Source organism: Microcoleus sp. Pol8_D6, from assembly GCF_036700965.1.
GTDB lineage: Bacteria > Cyanobacteriota > Cyanobacteriia > Cyanobacteriales > Microcoleaceae > Microcoleus.
Map to the genome: position 1 here is coordinate 26,388 of NZ_JAUBPW010000055.1, position 22,181 is coordinate 48,568.

General features: G+C 45.5%; 23 protein-coding genes. 6 read left to right on the forward strand and 17 right to left on the reverse strand.

Annotation, left to right across the window (positions count from 1 at the left end; all coding sequences use genetic code 11):
- Positions 1–22: 22 nt before the first annotated feature.
- From hpsO to hisH, 6 genes are all read right to left on the reverse strand, one after another.
- Positions 23–1,192 carry a hormogonium polysaccharide biosynthesis glycosyltransferase HpsO gene (gene hpsO, locus QUA10_RS20520; protein WP_333084413.1) on the reverse strand — a complete coding sequence of 390 codons (1,170 nt, stop codon included), beginning with the start codon at positions 1,190–1,192 and terminating at the stop codon, positions 23–25.
- A 30-nt stretch (positions 1,193–1,222) separates the two neighbouring features.
- On the reverse strand, positions 1,223–2,197 hold the full coding sequence (gene hpsN / locus QUA10_RS20525) for a hormogonium polysaccharide biosynthesis glycosyltransferase HpsN (protein ID WP_333084414.1): 975 nt from the start codon (positions 2,195–2,197) through the stop codon (positions 1,223–1,225).
- Positions 2,198–2,215: 18 nt separating this feature from the next.
- A complete protein-coding gene (locus QUA10_RS20530; protein ID WP_333084415.1) occupies positions 2,216–3,841 on the reverse strand; it encodes a glycosyltransferase family 39 protein in 1,626 nt (541 codons plus the stop codon).
- Positions 3,842–4,032: 191 nt separating this feature from the next.
- Positions 4,033–5,493 carry a phosphoglucosamine mutase gene (gene glmM / locus QUA10_RS20535; RefSeq protein WP_333084441.1) on the reverse strand — a complete coding sequence of 487 codons (1,461 nt, stop codon included), beginning with the start codon at positions 5,491–5,493 and terminating at the stop codon, positions 4,033–4,035.
- A gap of 256 nt (positions 5,494–5,749) precedes the next feature.
- Positions 5,750–6,292, reverse strand: a complete 543-nt coding sequence (gene rsmD / locus QUA10_RS20540; protein WP_333084416.1) for a 16S rRNA (guanine(966)-N(2))-methyltransferase RsmD — start codon at positions 6,290–6,292, stop codon at positions 5,750–5,752.
- Between the two features lie 164 nt (positions 6,293–6,456).
- On the reverse strand, positions 6,457–7,092 hold the full coding sequence (gene hisH, locus QUA10_RS20545; protein WP_333084417.1) for an imidazole glycerol phosphate synthase subunit HisH: 636 nt from the start codon (positions 7,090–7,092) through the stop codon (positions 6,457–6,459).
- Between hisH and QUA10_RS20550 the strand changes: the two genes are divergently transcribed.
- Entirely contained in the window at positions 7,082–7,645 is a 564-nt protein-coding gene (locus tag QUA10_RS20550; protein ID WP_445243598.1) for a pyroglutamyl-peptidase I family protein, read from the forward strand. The genes hisH and QUA10_RS20550 overlap by 11 nt on opposite strands.
- A gap of 49 nt (positions 7,646–7,694) precedes the next feature.
- On the opposite strand, the gene QUA10_RS20555 is transcribed toward QUA10_RS20550, so the two are convergent.
- From QUA10_RS20555 to lgt, 4 genes are all read right to left on the reverse strand, one after another.
- Entirely contained in the window at positions 7,695–8,177 is a 483-nt protein-coding gene (locus tag QUA10_RS20555; protein ID WP_333084418.1) for a flavin reductase family protein, read from the reverse strand.
- Positions 8,178–8,326: 149 nt separating this feature from the next.
- On the reverse strand, positions 8,327–9,166 hold the full coding sequence (locus QUA10_RS20560; protein WP_333084421.1) for a dienelactone hydrolase family protein: 840 nt from the start codon (positions 9,164–9,166) through the stop codon (positions 8,327–8,329).
- Between the two features lie 137 nt (positions 9,167–9,303).
- The gene (gene cobM, locus QUA10_RS20565; protein ID WP_333084422.1) at positions 9,304–10,110 is read right to left on the reverse strand and encodes a precorrin-4 C(11)-methyltransferase; all 807 of its coding nucleotides are present in this window, start codon (positions 10,108–10,110) and stop codon (positions 9,304–9,306) included.
- A gap of 120 nt (positions 10,111–10,230) precedes the next feature.
- On the reverse strand, positions 10,231–11,124 hold the full coding sequence (gene lgt, locus QUA10_RS20570; RefSeq protein ID WP_333084423.1) for a prolipoprotein diacylglyceryl transferase: 894 nt from the start codon (positions 11,122–11,124) through the stop codon (positions 10,231–10,233).
- Positions 11,125–11,470: 346 nt separating this feature from the next.
- Here lgt and rlmN point away from each other — a divergent pair, with 346 nt between their 5' ends.
- Positions 11,471–12,580: a 23S rRNA (adenine(2503)-C(2))-methyltransferase RlmN gene (rlmN, locus tag QUA10_RS20575; RefSeq protein ID WP_333084424.1), complete on the forward strand. Its 1,110-nt coding sequence runs from the start codon at positions 11,471–11,473 to the stop codon at positions 12,578–12,580.
- 100 nt (positions 12,581–12,680) lie between these two features.
- On the opposite strand, the gene QUA10_RS20580 is transcribed toward rlmN, so the two are convergent.
- Genes QUA10_RS20580 through QUA10_RS20595 form a run of 4 tightly spaced genes read right to left on the reverse strand, consistent with a single transcriptional unit; the run spans position 12,681 to position 16,045 of the window.
- Positions 12,681–13,790, reverse strand: coding sequence for a class I SAM-dependent methyltransferase (locus QUA10_RS20580; RefSeq protein ID WP_333084425.1), 1,110 nt, complete (start codon positions 13,788–13,790; stop codon positions 12,681–12,683).
- Positions 13,783–14,457 carry a phosphoribosylglycinamide formyltransferase gene (gene purN, locus QUA10_RS20585; protein WP_333084427.1) on the reverse strand — a complete coding sequence of 225 codons (675 nt, stop codon included), beginning with the start codon at positions 14,455–14,457 and terminating at the stop codon, positions 13,783–13,785. Before purN ends, QUA10_RS20580 begins: the two co-directional genes overlap by 8 nt.
- 7 nt (positions 14,458–14,464) lie before the next feature.
- Entirely contained in the window at positions 14,465–15,421 is a 957-nt protein-coding gene (locus QUA10_RS20590) for a type IV pilin-like G/H family protein (protein WP_333084428.1), read from the reverse strand.
- A gap of 48 nt (positions 15,422–15,469) precedes the next feature.
- Positions 15,470–16,045, reverse strand: a complete 576-nt coding sequence (locus QUA10_RS20595) for a GNAT family protein (protein WP_333084430.1) — start codon at positions 16,043–16,045, stop codon at positions 15,470–15,472.
- A gap of 59 nt (positions 16,046–16,104) precedes the next feature.
- Here QUA10_RS20595 and QUA10_RS20600 point away from each other — a divergent pair, with 59 nt between their 5' ends.
- Complete coding sequence (locus QUA10_RS20600; protein ID WP_333084431.1) at positions 16,105–16,995, forward strand: sugar ABC transporter permease; 891 nt, start codon at positions 16,105–16,107, stop codon at positions 16,993–16,995.
- 143 nt (positions 16,996–17,138) lie between these two features.
- On the opposite strand, the gene QUA10_RS20605 is transcribed toward QUA10_RS20600, so the two are convergent.
- Positions 17,139–17,732 (reverse strand): DJ-1/PfpI family protein, encoded by a 594-nt coding sequence (locus tag QUA10_RS20605; RefSeq protein ID WP_333084432.1) that lies wholly within the window; start codon positions 17,730–17,732, stop codon positions 17,139–17,141.
- Between the two features lie 78 nt (positions 17,733–17,810).
- Here QUA10_RS20605 and QUA10_RS20610 point away from each other — a divergent pair, with 78 nt between their 5' ends.
- Positions 17,811–18,170 carry a hypothetical protein gene (locus QUA10_RS20610; RefSeq protein ID WP_333084433.1) on the forward strand — a complete coding sequence of 120 codons (360 nt, stop codon included), beginning with the start codon at positions 17,811–17,813 and terminating at the stop codon, positions 18,168–18,170.
- Positions 18,171–18,519: 349 nt separating this feature from the next.
- Here the strand turns inward: QUA10_RS20610 and QUA10_RS20615 are convergent, their stop codons facing one another.
- On the reverse strand, positions 18,520–18,666 hold the full coding sequence (locus QUA10_RS20615) for a photosystem I protein PsaX (protein WP_332954628.1): 147 nt from the start codon (positions 18,664–18,666) through the stop codon (positions 18,520–18,522).
- 126 nt (positions 18,667–18,792) lie between these two features.
- Positions 18,793–19,767 (reverse strand): lipoyl synthase, encoded by a 975-nt coding sequence (locus QUA10_RS20620; protein WP_333084434.1) that lies wholly within the window; start codon positions 19,765–19,767, stop codon positions 18,793–18,795.
- A gap of 198 nt (positions 19,768–19,965) precedes the next feature.
- On the opposite strand from QUA10_RS20620, the gene QUA10_RS20625 reads away from it, so the two are divergent.
- Together QUA10_RS20625 and QUA10_RS20630 are read left to right on the forward strand one after the other, a co-directional pair.
- A complete protein-coding gene (locus QUA10_RS20625) occupies positions 19,966–20,517 on the forward strand; it encodes a response regulator (protein WP_333084435.1) in 552 nt (183 codons plus the stop codon).
- 286 nt (positions 20,518–20,803) lie between these two features.
- Entirely contained in the window at positions 20,804–21,895 is a 1,092-nt protein-coding gene (locus QUA10_RS20630) for a PfkB family carbohydrate kinase (protein WP_333084436.1), read from the forward strand.
- Positions 21,896–22,181: the final 286 nt, after the last annotated feature.

A 22,181-nucleotide genomic window follows, 5' to 3' on the forward strand; every position in this document is an offset into this window, starting at 1 on the left:
ACACTTGCATTATAGCTAAAAGTTACAATAATTCTTTGTAGAATTCCAATAACTGCTCAGCTAAAGCTTTATTTGTATAATTGCTCATCGCTCTATGATAACCCCGATCGCCCAAATCAGCAGCCAACTCGCACCGCTCCATCAATTTCTGCAAACACTCTCGCAAAACCCCGGCATTTCCTTCTGGGAATAATAACCCCGCATTGCCGATGACGTGGGGAATTTCCCCGCAGTCGGAACCAATCACCGGAATGTGACAGGCCATCGCTTCAATTAAAACGTGACCAAATTGTTCTTTCCAGCCCACCGTGGTCAAAGTTTTGAATTTATAGCTAGTTTGCGAAGGCAATACCAAACAGTTCATTAAGTTAATGTAAGGGGGAATTTCTTCGTGGGAAACGCTTTCAACCCAGATTATTCGGTCGCTGATTCCCCATTCTCTACATTTTTCGGCGAGGTGCGCTCGCAATTTTCCTTGTCCTACTAACAGCCACTTCCAAGAGATTTTTTTTAACCCTGCCAAGGCTTCCGCTAAAGTCAACAATCCTTTTTCTTCGACAAATCGCCCTACAAATCCTACCACAAAATCGGTCGGTTTAATTCCTAACCTGCGCGATAAATCAGCGTCTTTACCAGTGCGGCGAAACAAAGTTTCATCTACTCCGAGTTGTGGCATTACTTTTACCGCACCTTGATAGCCCCGCTGCCGCAAAATTTTAGCTCCATCTAAGTTGCCTGCAATAATTCCGTCGGTGTGCTGAAGATTGTAATTTTCTAAGACTGAAATAGGCCAATTCAATTGATAAGGCAGATTCCACCAAGTAAATAATATATTTTTTGCTTGGAGTTTGAGCAGTTTATTTAGTAAAATTAATTGAGCACAAGCGAGAGATTTTGAACCTTGTTCAACTTGAATTATCTGGGGCTTAATTTTTTGCAAAAGTTCAATTAAATCTTTACCAAAAGTTAGCAATCCTTGATTGTTTTGACTAAAGTTGGAGACGGGGACTACTTTAAATGAGCCTTTTTGATAAAATTGCGTTTCTATAATTTTATTTTGTACGCCTCCAGGCTTCCAACGCTGCGGCACTACAACTGTTACTTCAATGTCGGGTTCTAGGTTGGCTAATATCTTGAATTTTTCCCGATTAATGTCCACAATATAGGTGTGACTAGCCACGAGAATTCTCATTTATTGGGAAGGGCGAATGGGAATAGGTAATTATTGAGCGTTAATCTTATCTTGATGGCTATAACTTTGTCCATCATTCCACAGAGATTGAATTAGTGTATTGATAGCACTGAGAAAACCCAGGATATAAAAAGAAAATCTAGTTATAATTTTAATGGGCGAGTGGCTTTTATAACAAGGTGGATTTCCCAAAACGTGGCAGTCAAATAGTTTGGCAAAAAATCGCAGGCATTGAAAAGCTGTTAAATTTTTCAATCCCATGAGGAAATGGTTGTGATAAAATGTTACTTGATATTCGATCGATCGCGTACTGACATCGTGACACCCGCCGCTCTCTTCCCCCAAGTGAACTAAACACGCCTTGGGATCGTACCAAATTTTCATGCCCGTCGATCGCAATCTCAAACAAAAATCCGACTCCTCCCGCACCGCACTCCCTGCAAACCGCTCATCAAACCTCAGCCCCCATTCGGCAAAAACCTGCCTGCGAAATGACATATTGCAGCCTCTAGCCGAGAGCACCTGCTGCGGTTTTACTGTATGCACCAAATCGATAAAATACCAGGCAATGCCCGCATCCATAGCTTCTGAGGGCAAATATTCAATCGCCAAATCGCCTCCAGAATTATCCAGTTTCATTCTGTCAAAAACCCTGCCCGCCACACATCCCACATCTGGTTTTTCTAAATAGTTGTCAGCATGAGCAGCCAAAAAACCCTCTGGCAATTGTACATCATCATCAATAAATAAAATAATCTCTCCAACTGCGCGTCGCACTGCATAATTTCGAGCCGCCGGCAAACTCGCCCAATCTACCCGAAACCAGCGAATTTGGCCCGCATTTGCCAATTTCTCTAAATAAACTTGAGTTTCCGATTCGTGGGTGCGAGTTTGATCAATTACCAGCACTTCAAAATTCGGGTAATTTTGCCGAATCGCATCAGCCAATGTCTCTCGCAGAGGTTGTTCACGGTTGTAGGTAGGTATCACAACAGAAATCATCATTTGCAGTTGCCACTTTGCTTATTTCTCTACACGCCAAAGCCAGCCATCGCCTGGTTTGTAAATTGATGTAATTTTATATTTTTGCACTTTTTCTAGTTCAAATTTTAATGCTTCTGTAGCTCGGTAGAGAAATACATCGCTAAAACCGTCAGGAATTTTGACTTGTTCGGGTTTAACTGCCAGCAAAAGCTGTACTTCCGGCTTCAGCAGATAGCTGACAGACAGTATTTTTCCTGTGATGTTGTTGCCTCCGTGAGTGATTACTAAAGGTTTTTTCGCTTGATTTACAATCGCCGCTACTTGCGGATTGTATTTAGTGCTAGAAGGATATTTGTTCCACCACAGTTGGGACTGTGAGCTGACGGCACAAGAAACTATTCCACTCGATATTAGCGCTATTAAACCGAACTGCCATAGCTTTTGTTGGCGGGGATTGGTAGCGACTTTAATTTTAGCGGTGAATAGGTAGGCAACAGCTATCTGGATTGCTAAAATATAGGGAACCAGATAGCGATCGGCAACGCCTCGCACTGCTATCAATACTATCGCTGTAATTCCGATCGCTGTCAAGACAAACAGCCAAACTCGTTTAGGAGTTGAGCGGCAGAGCGAGTATATTGAATGTGTGATCGCTAACAGCAATACGGCTACTACAATCACTCGGATTAAATCTGTAGTCATATTTATAGAACCAGATTTGATGATGCCACCTTCCCAATGCGTGTCGATAAACATTCGGCAGGTGATGAGAATTAAAGGTTGAAGTGAAGATATCAAAGGCATGAAAAAGCGGGGAAAGCCTACTGTTGACTTAATTTCTTCCGAATTATCAAGTAATATCCAAATCCAAGGCGCAAAAATAATTATTGCTGCCGCTGAAGCTAGTAAATAAGCAATTAATGTTTTGCCAAAACGCCAATTATCCTTAATAATTACATAGATGCCGTGGGCGCATACTACTAAAAAAAATAATAAACTAGAATAGAGTCCTAAAGTCAGGGCGATCGCATAAATAGACCAAACAGCCTTGCTCAATTTAGATGTGATCGGAGAATTTTGTAGGGTGATAGCCCGCAGCAGAATTGCATTCGACAGCAAAACCAGGACTGCAAACATCATGTAGGGTCTTGCCTCTTGCGCGTACAAGACGTGAAAGGGGGAAACAGCAACGATTGTAACAGCCACCCATCCCACAGACGCAGAGCGAAATAATTCCCAGCACAGCCAATAAATGCTGGGAAAAACTAACAAACTAATCAAAGCTGAAAGACTTCTGACAGTCGCCACTTGCGGGTCTAACAACTGCACCCAAAACCTGGCTAAAATAAAATACATTGGCGACAGTTGAGGTTCTTCTGTAGCTAAACCTTTAACAGTATCCCACCAAGTTTTTTCGGGACTTATCTGCTGGTATTTCCGCTGCAAATCTGCGACGCTAATTGTTTTGCCTTGAAAATCTTGCTGCACCATTTCCGTCCAGGTGTAGCCAGAAATTCGCAGCGAGGTGATAGATTCGTCGAACGAGTAGACTTTGCGATCCAGATTAGTAAAGCGAAACCATATCCCCGTTATTAATATGAGGACAATTAAAAAAATTAACGAAATGCGATGCAGCCGCCCATTTTGAATTGATTGGGTGTTCATACAATCAGAAATGGGGAAATGAAGAAAGAAGGATTTAGTTATTTAGGACAGAGGGAATAAGCAGGAGGGAATAAAGAATGAGAAATGGGTTTTAATATCCGCGATATTTCTCTAGATGCTTCTTTATTATTCCTTTTTCCTTATTCCTTCTGGCTTCTTGCTTCTTCCTTCAGATTAATTCCCCATTTTCATCAGATAGCTATGTGTTGCTGAACGGCTAAAACTAAATTTTCCGTCCAGAAATTAGCCAATTCGGCGCTGGCAGCTTCCACCATAACTCGGATTAGGGGTTCAGTGCCAGAAGCGCGAACTAAAACCCGTCCCTGTTCGCCCATTGCGGTTGTAGCACGTTCGATCGCCTTTTGCATTGCCTCGCACTCCTGCCATTTCAGGCGTTTTTCGCGATCCTCCACCCGAATATTTCGCAACAACTGCGGATAAGTTTGGAAACTGCCACTTACCAATTGTGCCAAAGATTGCCCGGACTGGCGCACCAGCGAAGCCAAATGCAAAGCTGTCAGCAAACCGTCGCCGCTGACACCATAATGCGGACAAAGAATGTGTCCCGACTGTTCGCCCCCCAACATCGCACCAGTGCGCTGCATTTCAGCGTGAACGTACTGATCTCCGACGTTGGTTCTAGTTAGTTTGCCGCCCAATTCTTCCCAAGCTCGCTCGAAGCCGAGGTTAGCCATTACAGTAGAAATAATTAAATTGGATGGTAACTGTTCGGAGTCGCGCAACTGCCGGCCCCACAGATAAAGAATGTAATCGCCGTCAATCGTTCGACCTTGGTTGTCAACACACAAAACTCGATCGGCATCGCCGTCAAAAGCAAATCCCAAATCGGCATTGTGTTCCAAAACAGCCGCTTGCAAACTGTCGAGATGAGTAGAACCACAGTTAACATTAATACGAGATCCATCAGGAGAGTCGTGCAAACAGATCACATCCGCCCCCATTTGCGCGAACACCGCCGGCCCCAAACCCGCGGCCGCCCCCCAAGCCAAATCCAAAACTATCCGCATTCCCTCCAAATTCATCTGTTGCAGCGAATCACAGAGCGAAGTGGCATAATCTTTAACCAACTCAGAGCGATGGTAGTGGTGTCCCCAAGCCAAGCTAGCAACCGGAACCTTTGCCCCTCGGATTCCCGCTTCGATTTGTTCCTGCAACTGCTGCGACAGCTTCGAGCCGTTTGAGTCGAAAAACTTAATGCCGTTGTCTTCTGGGGGATTGTGAGAAGCCGAAATCATCACTCCGCCGACCGACTCCGAAACGCTTGCCAGATAAGCAACGCAGGGAGTGGGACACAATCCCAAATTCCACACTTCCAAACCGGCGGCTGTCAAACCCGCTGACAGTGCCATTGCCAGCATATCGCTGGAATTCCTGCTGTCTTGCCCCAAAATCACAGGCCCCTGGTTGGAGGTATTTTGGCGTAGAACTTGTCCAGCCCAGAAGCCGACTTGCAGGGCTAGGGGTGCATTCAGCAATTCTCCAACTTTCCCGCGAATGCCGTCTGTGCCGAAGAGTTTCGTATTGGGCAGGGGGAGGCTATCTCCCAGCAGAATCGTATCGCGTTTGACTGGCTGTACCGAGTTAGCAGCCGGAAACTCGCTGCCACGAGGGCGCGAAGGTGTCTGAACCATATTCACTCCTTTAGGAATATTCACACTCACACTTTGGGTTCATGTTACAACTGAAAGTCTTTATTTTCAGCGTAAACTCCATTTATTTCGTCAATTGCTGAAGCAACTTGCTTTGACAACCTACGCACAAAGCTTAACTTCATCGGAAAAATTTGTATTGTACCCAAGGGAAAAACTTTTAGTCCCGGGCGCGCCAACGCCATAAAACCCGGTTTCTTTCTGCGTCGAGGAATGATGCTGCTGCTGTTTGAGCCTGTCAGGCACTGCGTGTGTAGAAGGTTAATGCTGTATTGCCGTATACTTTCTGGCGGCAAATTTCTAGGCCGGAAATCGCTGGTGCCGATCGCTCCGGGCTGTGTTCGATCGCGATTTCGCCGAGGAGTGCTAGCATTTCTTGGCTGGCGAGCGCGTTTAACACAGGTTCGTACAAGTCGCTGGCGTAGGGCGGATCGAAGTAAATGCGATCGAACTGCTGCCCCGCTAGTGCCGCCAATTTCGCCGTCGCGTTTCCCCGCAGTATTTGGAATGTTTGGGACGAGTCTGCTACTTGATCCCAGTTTTCGCGGATAATCGCACAAGCTTTCGCCGACTGTTCGATCCCAGTGACACTCGCGGCTTGCCGACACAAAGCTTCTGCACCCATCGAACCGCTGCCGGTACAAATGTCAAGCCATCTGCAATCTGCGATCGTCCCTTGCCAAATATTAAATAAAGCTTCTCTGACTCGCGAAGGTGTAGGGCGAGTTGCGAGTCCCGGCAGGGTTTTTATTTGGCGATTGCCACAGATTCTTAAACTCATTTAGGAAGAAGGAAGTTCGGCAACGGATTCTGTAACGGATGTAACGGATGTAACGGATTTAACAGATGTCAGGAAGAAGGAAGAACAAAGAAGAAGGAAGAAGACTTTTAAAAATGTCAAACCCGGTTTCGGCAATCTACCGGGTTTTTCAAGACTCATGCCACCTAAGCAGGTACTTTTTCCCTCACCCGACTGACAAAATTTGACAGCATTTGCAATCCCGTACTCGAAGACTTTTCCGGGTGAAATTGCACGGCCATCAGATTGTCTTTAGCTATAGCCGCCGTCACGTTTTGACTACCGTGAGTCACAATTGCCGATCGCACTTCCAAATCAACTGGATCGACATAATAAGAATGCACGAAATAAACCCAAGGATCAGACGGTAAATTTTGCCACAGCGGCAAACCCGGCTGAGTAAATTGCAATTGATTCCATCCCATGTGCGGAATTGTCAAACCAGGTTCCGAGCGAAATCGGCGCACTTTTCCGGCAATAACGCCCAATCCCGGTTCTACGCCTTCTTCGGAACTTTCAAACAGAATTTGCAAACCCAAACAAATGCCTAAAAAAGGTTTTCCCGATGCGATCGCCCTTTTTATCGGTTCTATCAAATTGCGCGATCGTAAATTCTGCATTGCCGGGTCAAACGAACCAACTCCCGGCAAAACCACCGCATCAGCCTGCTCGATTATAGCAGGAGAATCTGTAATTTGTGGCACTGCACCCACATTTTCCAAGCCTTTACAGACTGAGTGCAGATTGCCCATGTCATAGTCTACTACTGCAATGACAGACATTGACTTACTTGCCTTATATTATCAATATCAGTATTATTGCACAAATATGACGGCGAAAATCCTGCTAACCTCATTTGATACTTGGCTTCCCCATCAGCAATCCAACTCTTCGGACGACTTATTAGCCAAGATTTCCCAAATCAAATCTTTCCCTGATTCCCTGACTTTTTTGAGGAAACTGCCAGTAGATTTTCAGCTAGCACCTAATTTAGTGATCGCCAAAATCAACCAACTCCAACCCGACACTATTATCTGCTGCGGCATGGCCGAAAGCAGGCAAAAATTAACTATAGAATCTTGCGCTTGCTGCGATCGCGACATTCTGAAAACAGCAGTTAATCTCGAACCGCTAGTCGCTGATTTAGCTGCAACAGAAATCAGTCACGAAGCCGGAAAATTTGTATGCGAAGCCCTCTATTATGCAGTTTTAAAACACCTTGCAGATTCTCAACTTAGCACCAAATGTATTTTCGTACACGTACCAATTTTGACAGAAGAAAATGCCGACCAAATTGTCGCCGATTTTTTATTAATTTTAACTCGCCTCCCTTAACAACCGACAACTGACAACTGACAACTGCCAGTTGCCAACTGCCAAGTCTTTAGCCGCCGTAATTCCAACCGGTGCTTTCTAGCAGCAACGGATTGCCTTCTCGGTGGACGCCGGCTGCCAAAACTTCTCCCACATAAACTGTGTGATCCCCGTGTTCCACAGAACCGACAACTTTGCACTCGATGTAACCCAGAGAATCCGAGATAATCGGACAACCAGTTTCCGCGCCCGGATAAAATTCTACATCTTCAAATTTATTGCCAACGCGGCGCTGCTGCTTGAAGAATTTCTGGGCTAACTCTTTTTGCCCTGCTTCTAGGAAACTCAAAGCAAAGACACCGCTGGCTTTGATCATGCCGTGGGATTTGGAGTCTTGCTTAACGCAGTTGACAACTAAGGGAGGGGTAAAGGAAGATTGCATCACCCAGCTAGCGGTGAAACCGTTGACTTCCTCCCCGTCTTTGACACCGCAGATGTACAATCCGTGAGGGATTTTCCGCAATATGGTCTTTTTAGCTTGTTCGTCTAGCACGGGCTTACCTGTTCGATCGATAATTCTACACCGCCCAGTTTACCAATATCGGGATCGCAAACCCACCTGTCTTAAGGGCTATTCGCTAATATTGCCTTTTTAGATCCCAAACTTGACACCAGTTTTAAGTCAAAATTAACAACTCACAACTATGATGAAACTCCATACTTTTTAAACCAATCTTGCATCCGTTTCCAACCCTCCTCAGCTTCTTTTTTCCGGTAACTGGGGCGATAGTCGGCGTTAAAAGCGTGCGGCGCATCTGGATAAAGTACAATTTCCGAACCGCTGCTACCAGTTTTGAGAACTTCCCGCATTTTCTCGACTGTATCGTTGGGAATTGACTCGTCTTTGCCACCGTAAAGCCCCAATACAGGCACTTTCAAAGTTGCTGCAATGTCGATCGGCTGTTTGGGAGTTAAATCCGTAGAATTGCCAACCACACGCCCGTACCAAGCAACTCCCGCTTTGACTTTCGGGTTGTGAGAAGAGTACAGCCAAACAATTCTGCCACCCCAGCAAAATCCTGTAATTCCCAACTTATTAGTATTGCCTTTTCCTGACTTTTGTGCCCACTCTACGGTAGCATCTAAATCAGACATAACTTGAGCGTCAGGAACTTTCGAGACAACTTTACTAATAATTTCTTGAACCTCGGTGAGTTTAGAAACATCACCTTGACGGGAAAACATTTCTGGGGCGATCGCTAAATAACCTAATTTTGCCAAACGGCGGCAAATATCTTGAAGGTGGGCGTGAACTCCGAAGATTTCTTGAATTACTAAAATTACTGGAAAATTGCTGCCGCTGGCTGGCATGGCTCTGTATGCTGGAATTGAGCCGTCTTTTACAGGAATTTTTACCTCACCTGCAACTAAACCAGCAGCATCCGTATTGATAACGGCAGCCGCAAGAGGATGAACTGCTAAGGCAAATCCGGCGCTTAATGCGGTGACAGTGATAAATTGTCTGCGAGTTAAATCAGTCATGGCGATTTTAGATTTTAGATTTTAGATTGGGCAATTGGGAATTGGTAATTGGTAATTGGTAATTGGTTATTTCATAATTGCTCCTTCTTCCTTCTTCCTTCTTCCTTCTTTCTTTTTCCTGACATCCGTTACATCCGTTACAAAATCCGTTGCCGAACTTCCTTCGATTGTCGGAAAAGCCGATCGTGCTCTGGATTGTACAAGCGCGATCGCCCTGCTGCTGATTTTCCCAATGCCGGACTAATCACATACATTGTCGTTCTGATCAAATTATTTTCACGGGTAGCAACCGCCATTTTGTCAAGGGAAACCAGCACAATTTTTTCATCGGGCCAGCCCAACCGATAACAAATCGCTACAGGCAAATCCGATGGGTAATGTTCCATCAATTTAGCTTGAGCTTTTTCCACATGGCGAGCACTCAAATACAGGCACAAACTCGCTTGATGAGCCGCTAAACTCGCCAATTCTTCGCGTTCCGGTACTTCGGTTCTGCCACTAATTCGCGTCAAAATAATTGTCTGCACAACTCCCGGAACTGTCAACTCAATTTTAAGTTTAGCCGCGGCAAGTTGGAAAGCGCTAATTCCCGGAATTACCTCAAAAGCAATTCCCTCGGAAGCCAAAGCTTGCATTTGTTCCCCGACAGCCCCGTAGAGACAAGGATCGCCGGAATGGAGGCGGACGACGCTTTTTCCGGCCTGCACTCGTTCCACCATCAAAGGTACAATCTCTTCGAGGGTCTTATCCGCAGTTTGAATAACTTCAGCATCTGCGCGCACCCCCTGCAAAATTTGCTCTGGGACTAGCGAGTCAGCAAATAATATGACATCGGCCGCAGCCAGTAATTTTTGAGCCTTAACAGTCAACAAATCCGGGTCTCCCGGGCCTGCACCTACAATGTATACCCCTGGAATTAGGGATTCAATCTCTGTCAAACTCATGGCTGCTAAAAAATTTGCTAAATTTACGAACGCTTCCGGATGTACCTATTTTGGTTGGAAGTAAGAGATGGTAGATGCACCCTGGTTTTGAACCCTAGAGACTAACCTCTCTGGGGTTTTTTATTGATCCTCTGGGGATTTCTGAGTGATCTTTCCCCGATCGCTATTGGGGGAGACAACATCGGGTAAAGGTCGATCGAGCAAATACAGCCAAGCTAACCCGCCCAACCCTAAAACAATCCCAGTCAAGCTTACCATCTGTGCCGTCCGCAGCGGCCCGAACATCAAACTATCAGTCCGCAACCCTTCAATCCAGACTCGACCGGAACTGTAAGCTGCGATATAAACCAAAAATAAAGCACCAATTTTCAAGCGAATTTTGCCCTGCAAATCTCGGAAAAACAAAGTCAGAAGCAACCCAAATACTGTCAAATTCCAGAGAGATTCGTAGAGAAATGTGGGGTGGAAGTATTCAAAATTAGCGTAGGCGGGCGGGCGGCTGCTGGGGGGAATATAAAGTTTCCAGGGCAAATCCGTAGGACTGCCAAAAGCTTCCGAGTTAAAGAAATTTCCCCAACGTCCGATCGCCTGACCCAGAATTGCCGAAGGTGCGATTAAATCTGCCAATTGCCAAAAAGAAACTCGCTGGATTTTCGCAAAAATTAAAGCTGCGATCATTCCACCCAAAATCGCCCCGTGAATGGCAATTCCGCCTTTCCAAATTGCAATAATATCTTCAGGCCTCTGGGCGTATTGCTGCCACTCAAAAGCCACGTAATAAATTCGAGCACAGGGAATAGCACCGATAACCAGCCAAATTGCCAAATCACCCAATAATTCCGGGTTGACGCGGCGCTTTTCGGCCAAATATTGGGACAGACTGACCCCAATCAAGACGGCAGAAGCTATTAACAGCCCGTACCAGCGAATGGCTACGGGGCCAAGTTGAAAGATAATTGGGCCCGGCGATGTAAATTGAAACGCTAAGGGCAACGCAAGAATATTTAGCACCATAAAAGTTGCATTAATTGTGATGGAAAGCTGTCAAATTTGCATACCATTTAACAAACTCCAGAGTTTATTTTAGGGGGCTGTGGTCATTTACACGCAATATTTGGGGAATTGTACCAAAAATTAACTGGATTCTTGATTGTGCAGATTTCTGTCTGGAGTTTTCTTTGTGAGTCCACAATAAGAGCCCCCCTAACCCCCTTTTTTAAGGGGGGAACCGGATTATTCTCAAAGTTCGCCTGATTAAGGGGGATTTAGGGGGATCGAGACTTCTCCTTTTTGACGATTAACTGCCGCTTGGGTCGAGAAGTTTTAATATAGAAGGTGGCTTTAAATTTTCTGATGACCTATGTCTCCTACTTCCGTTTCTCAAGTGTACTCTTCTGGTAATTCCAAGGGTGCGAATCAGTCTCGCAAGACTGCTGCTTTGGCTGTTGAGTCGCATAAAATTCCGCCTCTGTTGGGGGCGAGTTTGGCTGAGTTAACGGAGTGGGTGCAGCAAAACGGGCAACCTGCTTATCGCGGAAAGCAGTTGTACCAATGGATTTACGAGAGAGGTGCGCGATCGATCTCTGACATTTCTGTATTCTCGAAACAGTGGCGCGAGACTGTTGCTAAAATCCCGATCGGGCGATCGACCATTCACTATCGATCGGTCGCACCAGACGCCACGGTAAAGTATCTCTTAAAATTGGCAGACGGTCAAATCATTGAAACAGTCGGCATTCCCACCGATAAACGGCTGACTGTCTGCGTCTCAGCCCAAGTTGGCTGCGCGATGGGCTGCGACTTTTGCGCTACCGGAAAAGGCGGTTTCAAGCGCAATTTAGAAAAACACGAAATCGTCGATCAAGTCTTGACAGTACAGCAAGATTTCGGCCGCCGAGTCAGCCACATCGTATTTATGGGAATGGGCGAACCCTTGCTGAATTTCGATAATGTTGTAGCTGCTGTCAAGTGTTTGAATCAAGACGTAGGAATTGGACAGCGAAATATCACCATTTCCACAGTCGGGATTCGCAATCGCATCAGCCAACTAGCTGAACATCAACTGCAAGTTACCCTCGCCGTCAGCCTCCACGCTTCCAATCAAAGATTGCGCGAAGAGTTGATTCCTAGCGCCCGCCCTTATCCTTTGGGTGAGTTAATCGCAGAATGTCGGGAATATGTGCGATCGACGGGGCGCAGATTGAGTTTTGAATACGTGCTTTTAGCAGGTGTGAATGACTTACCGGAACACGCAGCCGAGTTAGCAACTCAGTTGCGCGGTTTTCAGTGTCACGTCAATTTGATTCCTTACAATCCGATTCAGGAAGCTGAATATAAGCGACCGACTCCCAATCGAATTAACAGTTTCGTTGCGACTTTGAAGGAAAAGAAAATTGCAGTTAGCGTGCGGTATTCTCGCGGCTTAGAAGCAGATGCAGCCTGCGGACAATTGCGGGCATCCGAGGTTTAGAATTGGATTTTTAACCGTTAAAAATTGTCCTACGTGCGTCAGAGTGCATTATTTTATCAATTATTGAGAAACTACATCCTGACGCACCCTACTATTTTAGCTACAAGCGTTTAACAAGTATCCACCGCAACTCTAACGGCGGTGTTTGTTGCACAGAAAATAAATCGCGCCCGCTAGCCCAACTGACAAACCAAGGTGTCGGGGGCCACGCAGAATCAGGCAAATGTTTCTGTTCGTATTCAATAACAGATTCATCAGAAATAATTTCTAACGGCAAACCCTCTATTGCTGCTTGCAATTCTTGTCTGGTAATCAGATAAGACCAACACAATTCAGACATTTGTTTTGCCATCTCGTCTGGTTTGTACCCATCTACAGCTAAAAAAGCACTGAATAAGATAAACCCGCCGCTTAAAACAGCATCTGACATTTTGCCCAGAAAAAGACGAATTTGTTCGGGGTAGCGGAAATGAGAGAGAACTTCGGTAGCAATGGCTAATTTGTACCGATAAGTTTTCATCCTCAATAATGGATCTAAAACGTCGCCTTGGGTGACATTTATCGGCAAGTTTTCGGCGGTGGCTGCGGCTGATAGTTTCTCGGCAAATATCGGTGTTAGTTCGATCGCATCCACGGAATGACCTAACCTTGCTAAAGGCAAACTATTGCGCCCTGGGCCCGCACCGACATCTAAAATAGGTGTTTTTCCCGGTTCGCCTAATTCGGCGGCAATGGCGGTGACTTTGGCATCGGGATGGCTGCCGAATAAAGGTTCGGGGCGAATATCCGGCCAGCTATGATATTTCTGCGCCATCGATTCGACTTGAATCTTGGTATTCAGAGTAATGCCGCCGGCTAAACCGGTTTGGGAATTGGCGGGAAAATATGAGACTATGAGATTAGCGTGGGGGGAATTTTTGAATCCTTCTGCTAAGGCGTTGCCGATTAATGTCCGTAAGTTTTCGGCTTGGGCAGCGTCGATGTTTTGTCCGAGAATGTTTAAGAAGTCTGAGAGTAATTTAAGATAGTCGTCTAGCATTGATGGCAAGCAAGGCAGATAGAATTCTCCCTTGAGGCCAATGCTCTTTTTGAGCCTTTCTTTGAGAATTAATTTCAGGCGATTGGAGTCTGTCAGCGGCAGGTCTATTTCGGGTGATTCGCTGACAGACAATTCCGGGGAAGATGCAGCACTGGTAAGGTTTTTAGTCACAATATTTTCGATTAGATTCGGCAATAAGTGCGATCGCACCGAGCATAATCTTGTGCTCTTGCACCTGAATTCGAGCGTGCAACGTTTCTGCGGTATCATCAGGCAATACTGGCACTGCAGCCTGCATTAAAATCGGCCCGCTGTCTACTTCTAAACGGGCGATATGCACCGTACATCCGGTGATTTTAACCTTGGCAGCTAGTGCTTGCTCGACAGCGCGAATTCCTGGAAAACTCGGCAGTAAGCTGGGGTGAATGTTAATAACGCGATCGGCAAAAGCATCAAGCAAAACTTTGGTAACAATTCGCATCCAACCCGCCATCACTACCCATTCTACATCATATTCTTGAAAAGTTTTGACAATTTTTGTATCTAATTCTTCGCGGCTTTTGCAGTCGCGGTGATTGAGCAGAATCGAGGGAATGCCGTATTTTTCGGCTCTGGCGGCGGCTTTGGCTTCGGGGTTGTTGTAAATTAATACTGGGATTTTAGCGTTGAGTTGTTGGTTTTGGATGGCTTGGGCAATTACCTCGAAGTTGCTGCCGCTACCAGAGGCTAAAACTCCTAGTTTTAAGGGCGTGGCCATATTAGCCTTTCCCTCTATGAGTGCGAGAGGAATCGCGGGAGAAATTAAACAGTCTGTAGAATTAGTATGTGCTGCAATCATCAAAGTTTCACCGTGTTATCAAATAGGAACCTGTTGGGCATTCAAAATTGTCTGGAGCCTTATTTTTAGGAAGAAGTGGTATTGGAGGTACAGTAGAGGGTTCATTTGTTGCGCAACTAATTGCAACGGTAGCTTGGATATCGTAGTCTTTATAATTGACTAAAAAAACGGCACTTGTGTAACTTTTTAATTCAGGTTTCTTAGCTTGTACCGTCATAATTACATCTGCCGTAAAATTACTTTGAGATACAAATTGATAGCGGTAATTTTCTTCGTCTAACTTCATTCCGATACCGAGTTCCTCAAATGTTGAAGAAAATTTGTTATATTCGGCATAGAAAGCTTGTTGAGCCGTATTCGCTTGGCGAATATATTGCCCGCTTTCATATACTTGTACTTGTGGCGGAGTATCTGGTTCAAACGGATTAAATGTTTCTAATGTTTCTATTCTTGTGTTTTGAGGCAAAGTTGTAGCTGTGGAAACTTTTTCGAGAAGAAATGCACTTTTGGTAAAAGTAGTTGGTCTGGCTTCTCCTGACTCTATACCCCTTGACTCTACAAGCATTTGACCGTTGGGAGTAAATTCAAAAATTGTCTGCAAAGTTTGGCCTTCACTATCAGTTATATCCATTTCCATCGGCTGCGAAGTCTGGTTAATTTTGTATGTAAATTCATAGACTGTTATCGGTTCAGTTAGAGATACAAAAGGAACTGATAAAGGGAGTAGAAATAACTTGCCTTCTTGTGTAAAAATTAGTGTTACCGGACTCTGGAATACGTATTGCAAATGCCAATGTCCTACTAATTGTTCGGTAACAGTTTTGGCGGTGGGAGTTGTTTGGGCGGGGACTGTGGCTCTCGGTGTGAGCGGTTGGGCGATCGCACTTATAGCAAACCTGCTCATAGAGAACAGGTAACAGCCAGCAATCAGCAATCTGGAAATATTTAAGTATGTTTTTTGCATAAATGTCAACCCTGACGTGCACAATCATTGTACCGCTTGCTGGCAGCGCTATTCTGCTCGATCGCTAAAAAACTCTTCCCTGAGAATCGAATAAAGTTTTAGATCCCAATATCTGTATTTCACAAATAGGTGCTGGCGCAATACCCCTTCCAATTGCATCCCCACTTTTTCCATCACCCTAGCGGAAGCAATATTGTTAACTTCACATCGAGCCATAATTCGATTCAGCAACATCTCCCGAAAGCCGAATTCAATAACTGCATTAACAGCCTCGCTCATGTATCCTTCGCCCCAATAGCTCCTAGAGAGTGCGTAGCCAATTTCCGCGCGGCTGTGCGTCATGCTCCATTCCACAAATCCGCAAGTGCCGATAAATTTTTTCTCGGCTTTGTGGACGATTCCCCAATCTACCAGCTCTCGTCTTTTGTACATTTTAGTAATGGATTTTAGAAAGTATTTAGTATCTTCTATCGATGTGTGAGTTGACCACATTGTGTATTCTGATACTTCCGGGTTGCAAGCATACTCAAACATATCGCTAGCATCGTTTAAAGTGATTTTCCTGAGCAGGAGCCTTTCAGTTTCTATAGTGGGTAAATGAGCTAATATATCGAGAAGATTCATTTTGACATTGACCTATATTGTGATACCATTTGAAACTAAAAGCTAAAATTTACAAGCCAATGGTTCGGATTAAATTTGGGCGTTTTAACTGGTTGGATAATGATGCGATCTCAGCTTGGACTTTCTTGGCCCCAGCTTTGCTGTTTTTGGGTACTTTTTTGATTTGGCCGATCGCCTATTTATTTTACCTCAGCTTTACCAGCGGCAGCTTTACCCAGTCGGGAGTGCGTTGGATTGGCTTCAACAACTACTGGCGTCTAGTCACAAACCCGGATTTCTGGCAAATTCTCCAAAATACGCTCTATTTTACTACTGCAACAGTCATTCCGAGTTTAGTGATTCCATTGGGCTTAGCAGTTTTGCTAAATCGCTCGTTTGCTTGGCGAGGATCTCTCCGCACCGCTTATTTTATTCCTTCGATTACCTCTTTAGTTGCAGTGGGCTTGGGTTGGCGGTGGTTGTTTCAAACCGAAGGCCCGGTGAATAATGCCCTAAGTGCGATCGGCTTAAATCCAATTCCTTGGCTGAGTAGCACAGTTTGGGCAATGCCAGTGATCATTCTGCTCAGTGTTTGGAAACAATTAGGCTTTAATATGGTAGTATTTTTAGCAGGATTACAAGCAATTCCGGTAAATCGTTACGAAGCCGCAGAATTGGATGGAGCTAATGCTTGGCAGCAATTTTTGTACATCACTTTACCCGGTTTGCGGCCGACTTTAGTATTTGCTACCGTCACTACTGCTATTTTTACCCTGCGGAGTTTCGAGCAAGTTTACGTCATCACCGGCGGCGGCCCTTTGAACTCTACTAATTTGCTAGTTTATTATATTTACGAGCAAGCTTTTTCGCAATTTGATTTTGGCTATGCAGCCGCTGCGGCAACTTTCCTGATGGCTATAGCTTTGATATTAGTCTATTTACAACTAAAAGTTTGGGGCGAAGATGCTTGAGATCACGTCCAGTAGAATCCTTCGTCTATGGGCGGGGCGGGTTTACCGAATTGTTTGTTGTAGGCAATTATGGTTGGTAAAACCCGCCCCAACGCGCAAATTATACAATTAACAATGCCCGATGCCCGATGCCCAATGCCCAATTACCAATTCCCAATTTTATACTCCATGTGCTCTGCTGTTTGTTCAGCTTGTGCTGTACCCAAAAGTTTCTCGACAACGTGCAAAGACATATCAATTCCCGCAGCAATTCCCCCAGACGTGATTATTTTGCCGTTATCTACAAATCGCTGATTTTCGATAATAGTTGTGTTGGGAGCTAATTCTCTCAATAACTCCAATGCCTGATGGTGGGTAGTTGCTGCCAAACCTTCCAACAAGCCAGCTTTTGCTAAAAGCAGCGAACCCGTACAGACAGAAAGCACTAATTCTGCTGTTGGCGCACAATCTTTTATCCAATTAACAACTGTTGAATTATTAATTAACTTTCTCGTACCTTGCCCTCCCGGTACAATTAAAATATCCGGTGGCGGACAATCGAAAATGGTGCAGTCGGGATTTATGCTCAAACCGTTGCGGGCGTAGACAGCACCGGGATGTTGGGCTACGGTAGAGACGGCAAAAGGTTGATCGCCTTTACTTAATTCTGATGTCACCGAAAACACTTCAAAAGGGCCTGCAAAGTCCAGTACCTCGACATCATCGAACATTAAAATAGCTACATTCCTACTTGCCATAAGACATACTTCTGATAGAGACCCAAAATATCGGCGATTTGTTATCGTAGAACTGGTATAATTTAAATTATTAAAGCTATGCCGAAAAAAAATCGCCATCGCGCCCTAAAAATCAGTTTTTTGTGTCTGGCTTGTGCCTTAGCAATTGCTGTAGCACCAATTTTTACACCAGCTCAATCCACAAGTCAATTAGAATTTCGCATTACTCAATTAGAACGTCAAATTTCTGAACTCCGAGGACAAATCTACAGTTTGCAGAATCAAGGTTCTAGAGTTACCAGACCTCAGTCTCCTTCCGGTTCTGGTCGGACAAATGCTAGAATGCTGTCAGGAGACCCGCTGTTTGACAATTTAGCAACTTTGGCAATTGAAACTAAGCAAGATGTTATTAAAATTCAAGAACGCTTGTCAAAGCTAGAAGCGTCGAGAAATCGCTAGAGAAGGAAGAAGGAAGGCACGACACGGATTTGGACACGGATACACGGATTAATTATTGAGCAAAAGTCGGGATTCAGGAGTCACGAGTCAGAAGGAAGACGGAATAGGGAAGAGGAAAGGTACGACACCGATACACGGATTAATTATTGAGCAAAAGTCGGGATTCAGGAGTTACGAGTCAGAAGGAAGAGGGAATAGGGAATAGGGAAAAAGTTAGTAGTCAGAAGCAAGAGGGATGAAGTCATATTCTCCCCAACTCAAAACTCAAAACTTTCTCCCTCTCCCCCTCTCCCATTCTCTGACGTTGAGGTCGAGAACAGCAGGGTCTGCTAAAAATTAAGTTGCAGAACTATTCAATGATATGGAAATAATAGGCTGCAACCAAAAAATTGATTGCTAACAGCAAGAGAAACCAGCCTGCGCGAAATGTGTAAGGGAATTTGCCCGTTTTCATCACGGAGTCGGATTTTAATTGGTTCTTCGCTATCTCTGCCATAGGTAAAGCTCCTAATTCATAATGTCACTCTATTTACAAATAGCAGAGAGCGTCGCACTTATGCACAATCCTCTAGAGTTATTTTTTGTAACAAGGAGTTTATACCGAGTGGAATTCAAATTAATTTCAATCGCTCTCTCCGGCGTGGTAGGAACTGCGGACGAGAGGCCCCGATCGCACGCGCTCAAACCCCATCTCCCGCGCGATCGACCCAAAACGGTCAAATTCGGCCGGCGTCCAGTATTTACGCACTGGGAGGTGCTCTAGAGATGGTCTCATGTATTGACCGAGGGTGAGCCGATCGCACTTGGCATCCCGCAAATCTGTCATCGCTTCGACTATCTCGGCTTCGGTTTCCCCGTGTCCCAACATCAAACCCGATTTGGTGGGAATAGTTGGGTCATATTGCTTAACAATACGCAGAACGTCGATCGAGCGATCGTACTTGGCCCCCCTCCGCACCGACCCTTGCAAGCGACGCACCGTCTCAATATTGTGGTTGTAACAAGCCGGTTTAGCCTCCACCACCGTGCGAATCCGCTGTCGCTGCAACTCATCGAGGCTGGAATTCTCCCCATCGGGGGCGGGCACGGGGGCACCGCCCCTACCCGTTCCCCCCCAAAAATCCGGCGTCAGCACCTCCACTTCAGTATGCGGGTTAAGAAGGCGGATTTGGGCGATCGTCCTGGCAAACCAACTCGCACCCCCATCCGGCAAATCATCCCTCGCCACCGAAGTCAGCACCGCATAGCGCAAACCCAACAACTGCACAGCCTCCGCCACCTTTTGCGGTTCCTCCGGGTCTAGCGGCATCGGAGAATGGCCTTTATCTACTTGACAAAAAGCACAAGCGCGGGTACAAGTGGGCCCCATCAACAAAAAAGTGGCCGTTTTTTGGGCGTAGCACTCGCCCCGGTTGGGACATCTGCCCTCCTCGCAAATCGTGTGAATTTGCCGCTGTTTGATAATTTTTTGCACTTGGGAAAGTTCGCTAGCTTTGCCAACGGGCCTACGCAACCACTCCGGCATCGCCTCGATTTCACCCCGCATTTGGGCGGCAACTGCTTTGACAGTAGGAGTTTTAGGAGTTTGGGGCGACATATAATTAAGTGGCGAGCGAGTTAATTCCTTCGATCGTATCCGAAATCAAAGCCCCTGAACTTGTAGAACTATCAGCCGAAATCAGAATCGCGCCGACGTGCAACAAAACTAAACTCGCCCAGAATTATGGGTAGAATTCTGTTAGGGATATACTGAAGGTTGCAAATCATCACTCATTCATTACTGAAGGAGTCAGTCGTGGCTGGTCAAAAAATCTTGGTAATCGATGACAGTAAAGTCATCCGCCTCCGAGTCCGAGAGATGTTGCCTCAGGGTAACTTTGAAATTCTAGAAGCAAAAGACGGCGAAGAGGGACTCAAACTGATCCGTCAAGCCCGGCCAAATCTAATTATGTTAGATTTCCTACTGCCCAAAGTCAGCGGTTGGGAAGTGTATCAAAAAGTGCAAGCCCATCCTGAGCTTTCTAAGATACCTTTGGTGATCATGTCGGGCCGCGAAGAAGAGGTGATGGAAAAAATTCCGAAACCCTTTGAGAAGCATTTTTTTGCATTCATCGCCAAACCGTTTGAGAAAAAGCAGCTAACCGAGGCGATCAAATCGGCGATGGTACTGGCCAAAAAGAAACCAGTGCCGGAAGCCCCAGCAGCCGCCGCTGCACCCAGCTCTGGAGCGGGCGCCGCCGAAATTCAGGCGATGACTGCGAAAATGGCGAAAATGCAAGCGGAAATTGATGCACTCAAAAAACAAATGACTCAGGTGATTACGATTATCAAGCAGAAATTGAAATAATTCTGCTGTTTTTTGAAGGCACTTATGTAGAAGGAAACTTCCACACCGTGAAACTTTCAGTTGAGTCTCAAAGGCTGCGATTTTATCCGCATTTTTTTGCCAAATTGTTTGAGCGAGTGCGATCGCCAATAGCCTGCAACTGGTTTATCAAAATCCCAGTGAGAAAATCAATTAAAAGTTAAAAATAAAACAAGGGAGGAAATTAATTATTAATTAATATTAGGATTTTTAATTCCCGCTCGTTCCACACTCAATTATCAACTCCTCAGTCTCATTTTTTTGGTTAATGACTAACGACTATTCCGATTTTTTGCCTCAACTGCGTGCCTCAACAGAGCAATTATTGAAAAGATTAGACTGCTTCGATCAAGCGCAGGTATTAGCGATCGGAGATTTGACCTTGGACGAGTTTCTTACCGGACAAGTAGAGCGAATTTCCCGCGAAGCACCTGTGTTGATTTTGCGCTACGAAAATACTCAGCAAGTACCCGGAGGTGGCGCAAATGCTGTCTATAATTTAGCCAAACTGGGAGGCAAAGTAAAAGTTGCTGGTTTGGTGGGAAAAGACGACCAGGGAAAGGCTTTGTGCGGTATTTTTGAGGCAGCGGGAATTGATACGGGTGGGATTTTAATCGATTCGCAGCGTCCAACTGTCACCAAAACTCGAATCTCCGGGCACGCGCGGCAGTCGGTGACTCAGCAAATTGTTCGAGTCGATCGCAAATCGGACGAGTTGCCGGATTTAGATTTGCAGTTGCAACTGGCAGACTACATCCGGCAGCAAATACCGACAATAGATGCCGTGGTTTGTTCCGACTACGGCGACGGAGTTTTGACGAATTTGGCGATCGAATCGGCAGTGGTTCCCGGCAAAACAATTGTAGACGCTCAAACCAATTTGCAGCGATATTCTGGAGCAATGTTATTTACTCCGAACTTGCCTGAAGCCGAGCAAGCCGTCGGATATGCTATCAAAAACCCTCAAACTTTAATGCAAGCAGGACGCGATTTATTGAACTTAACTCAAGCTCAAAAAATCCTGATTACTCGCGGCGAAGAAGGGATGACTTTGTTTGAAAGAGCCAACAGCGAAGAAATCAAAAATTCACCCCCTCCAACATCCATTTGTGAAAAGGGGGAATTTGCCATTCAAAGTTGGGACATTCCCCCTTTTAACAAGACTGATGTATTCGACGTAACTGGTGCTGGAGATACAGTTGTAGCAGCAATGACTTTAGCTTTGTGCGTCGGTGCATCGGGTTGGGAAGCGGCAGTTTTGGGCAATTTGGCGGCTAGTATTGTCGTGCGTCAATTCGGTACGGCAACGACGACTGTAGAAGAGATGAAAGAAGCTTTGAAAGCAATGATTGATGACTAATTATTGGTAATGGCGAATCGGGAATTGGGAATGGGGAATGGGGAATTGGTTATTAGTTGTTGGTTATTTGTGATTAGTTATTGGTTATGGGTTATTGATTATTAGTTACTCGTTACCCATGCCCCATGCCCCATGCCCCATGCCCCATGCCCCATGCCCCATGCCCCATGCCCCATGCCCCATGCCCCATGCCCAATTCCCAATAACTACTTAGGGCTTGCTGAATATATCGATGGCACTTGACGTAGCCTGGGTTATGCGCTCGCGAGAGCGAGGGTAAAGTGCA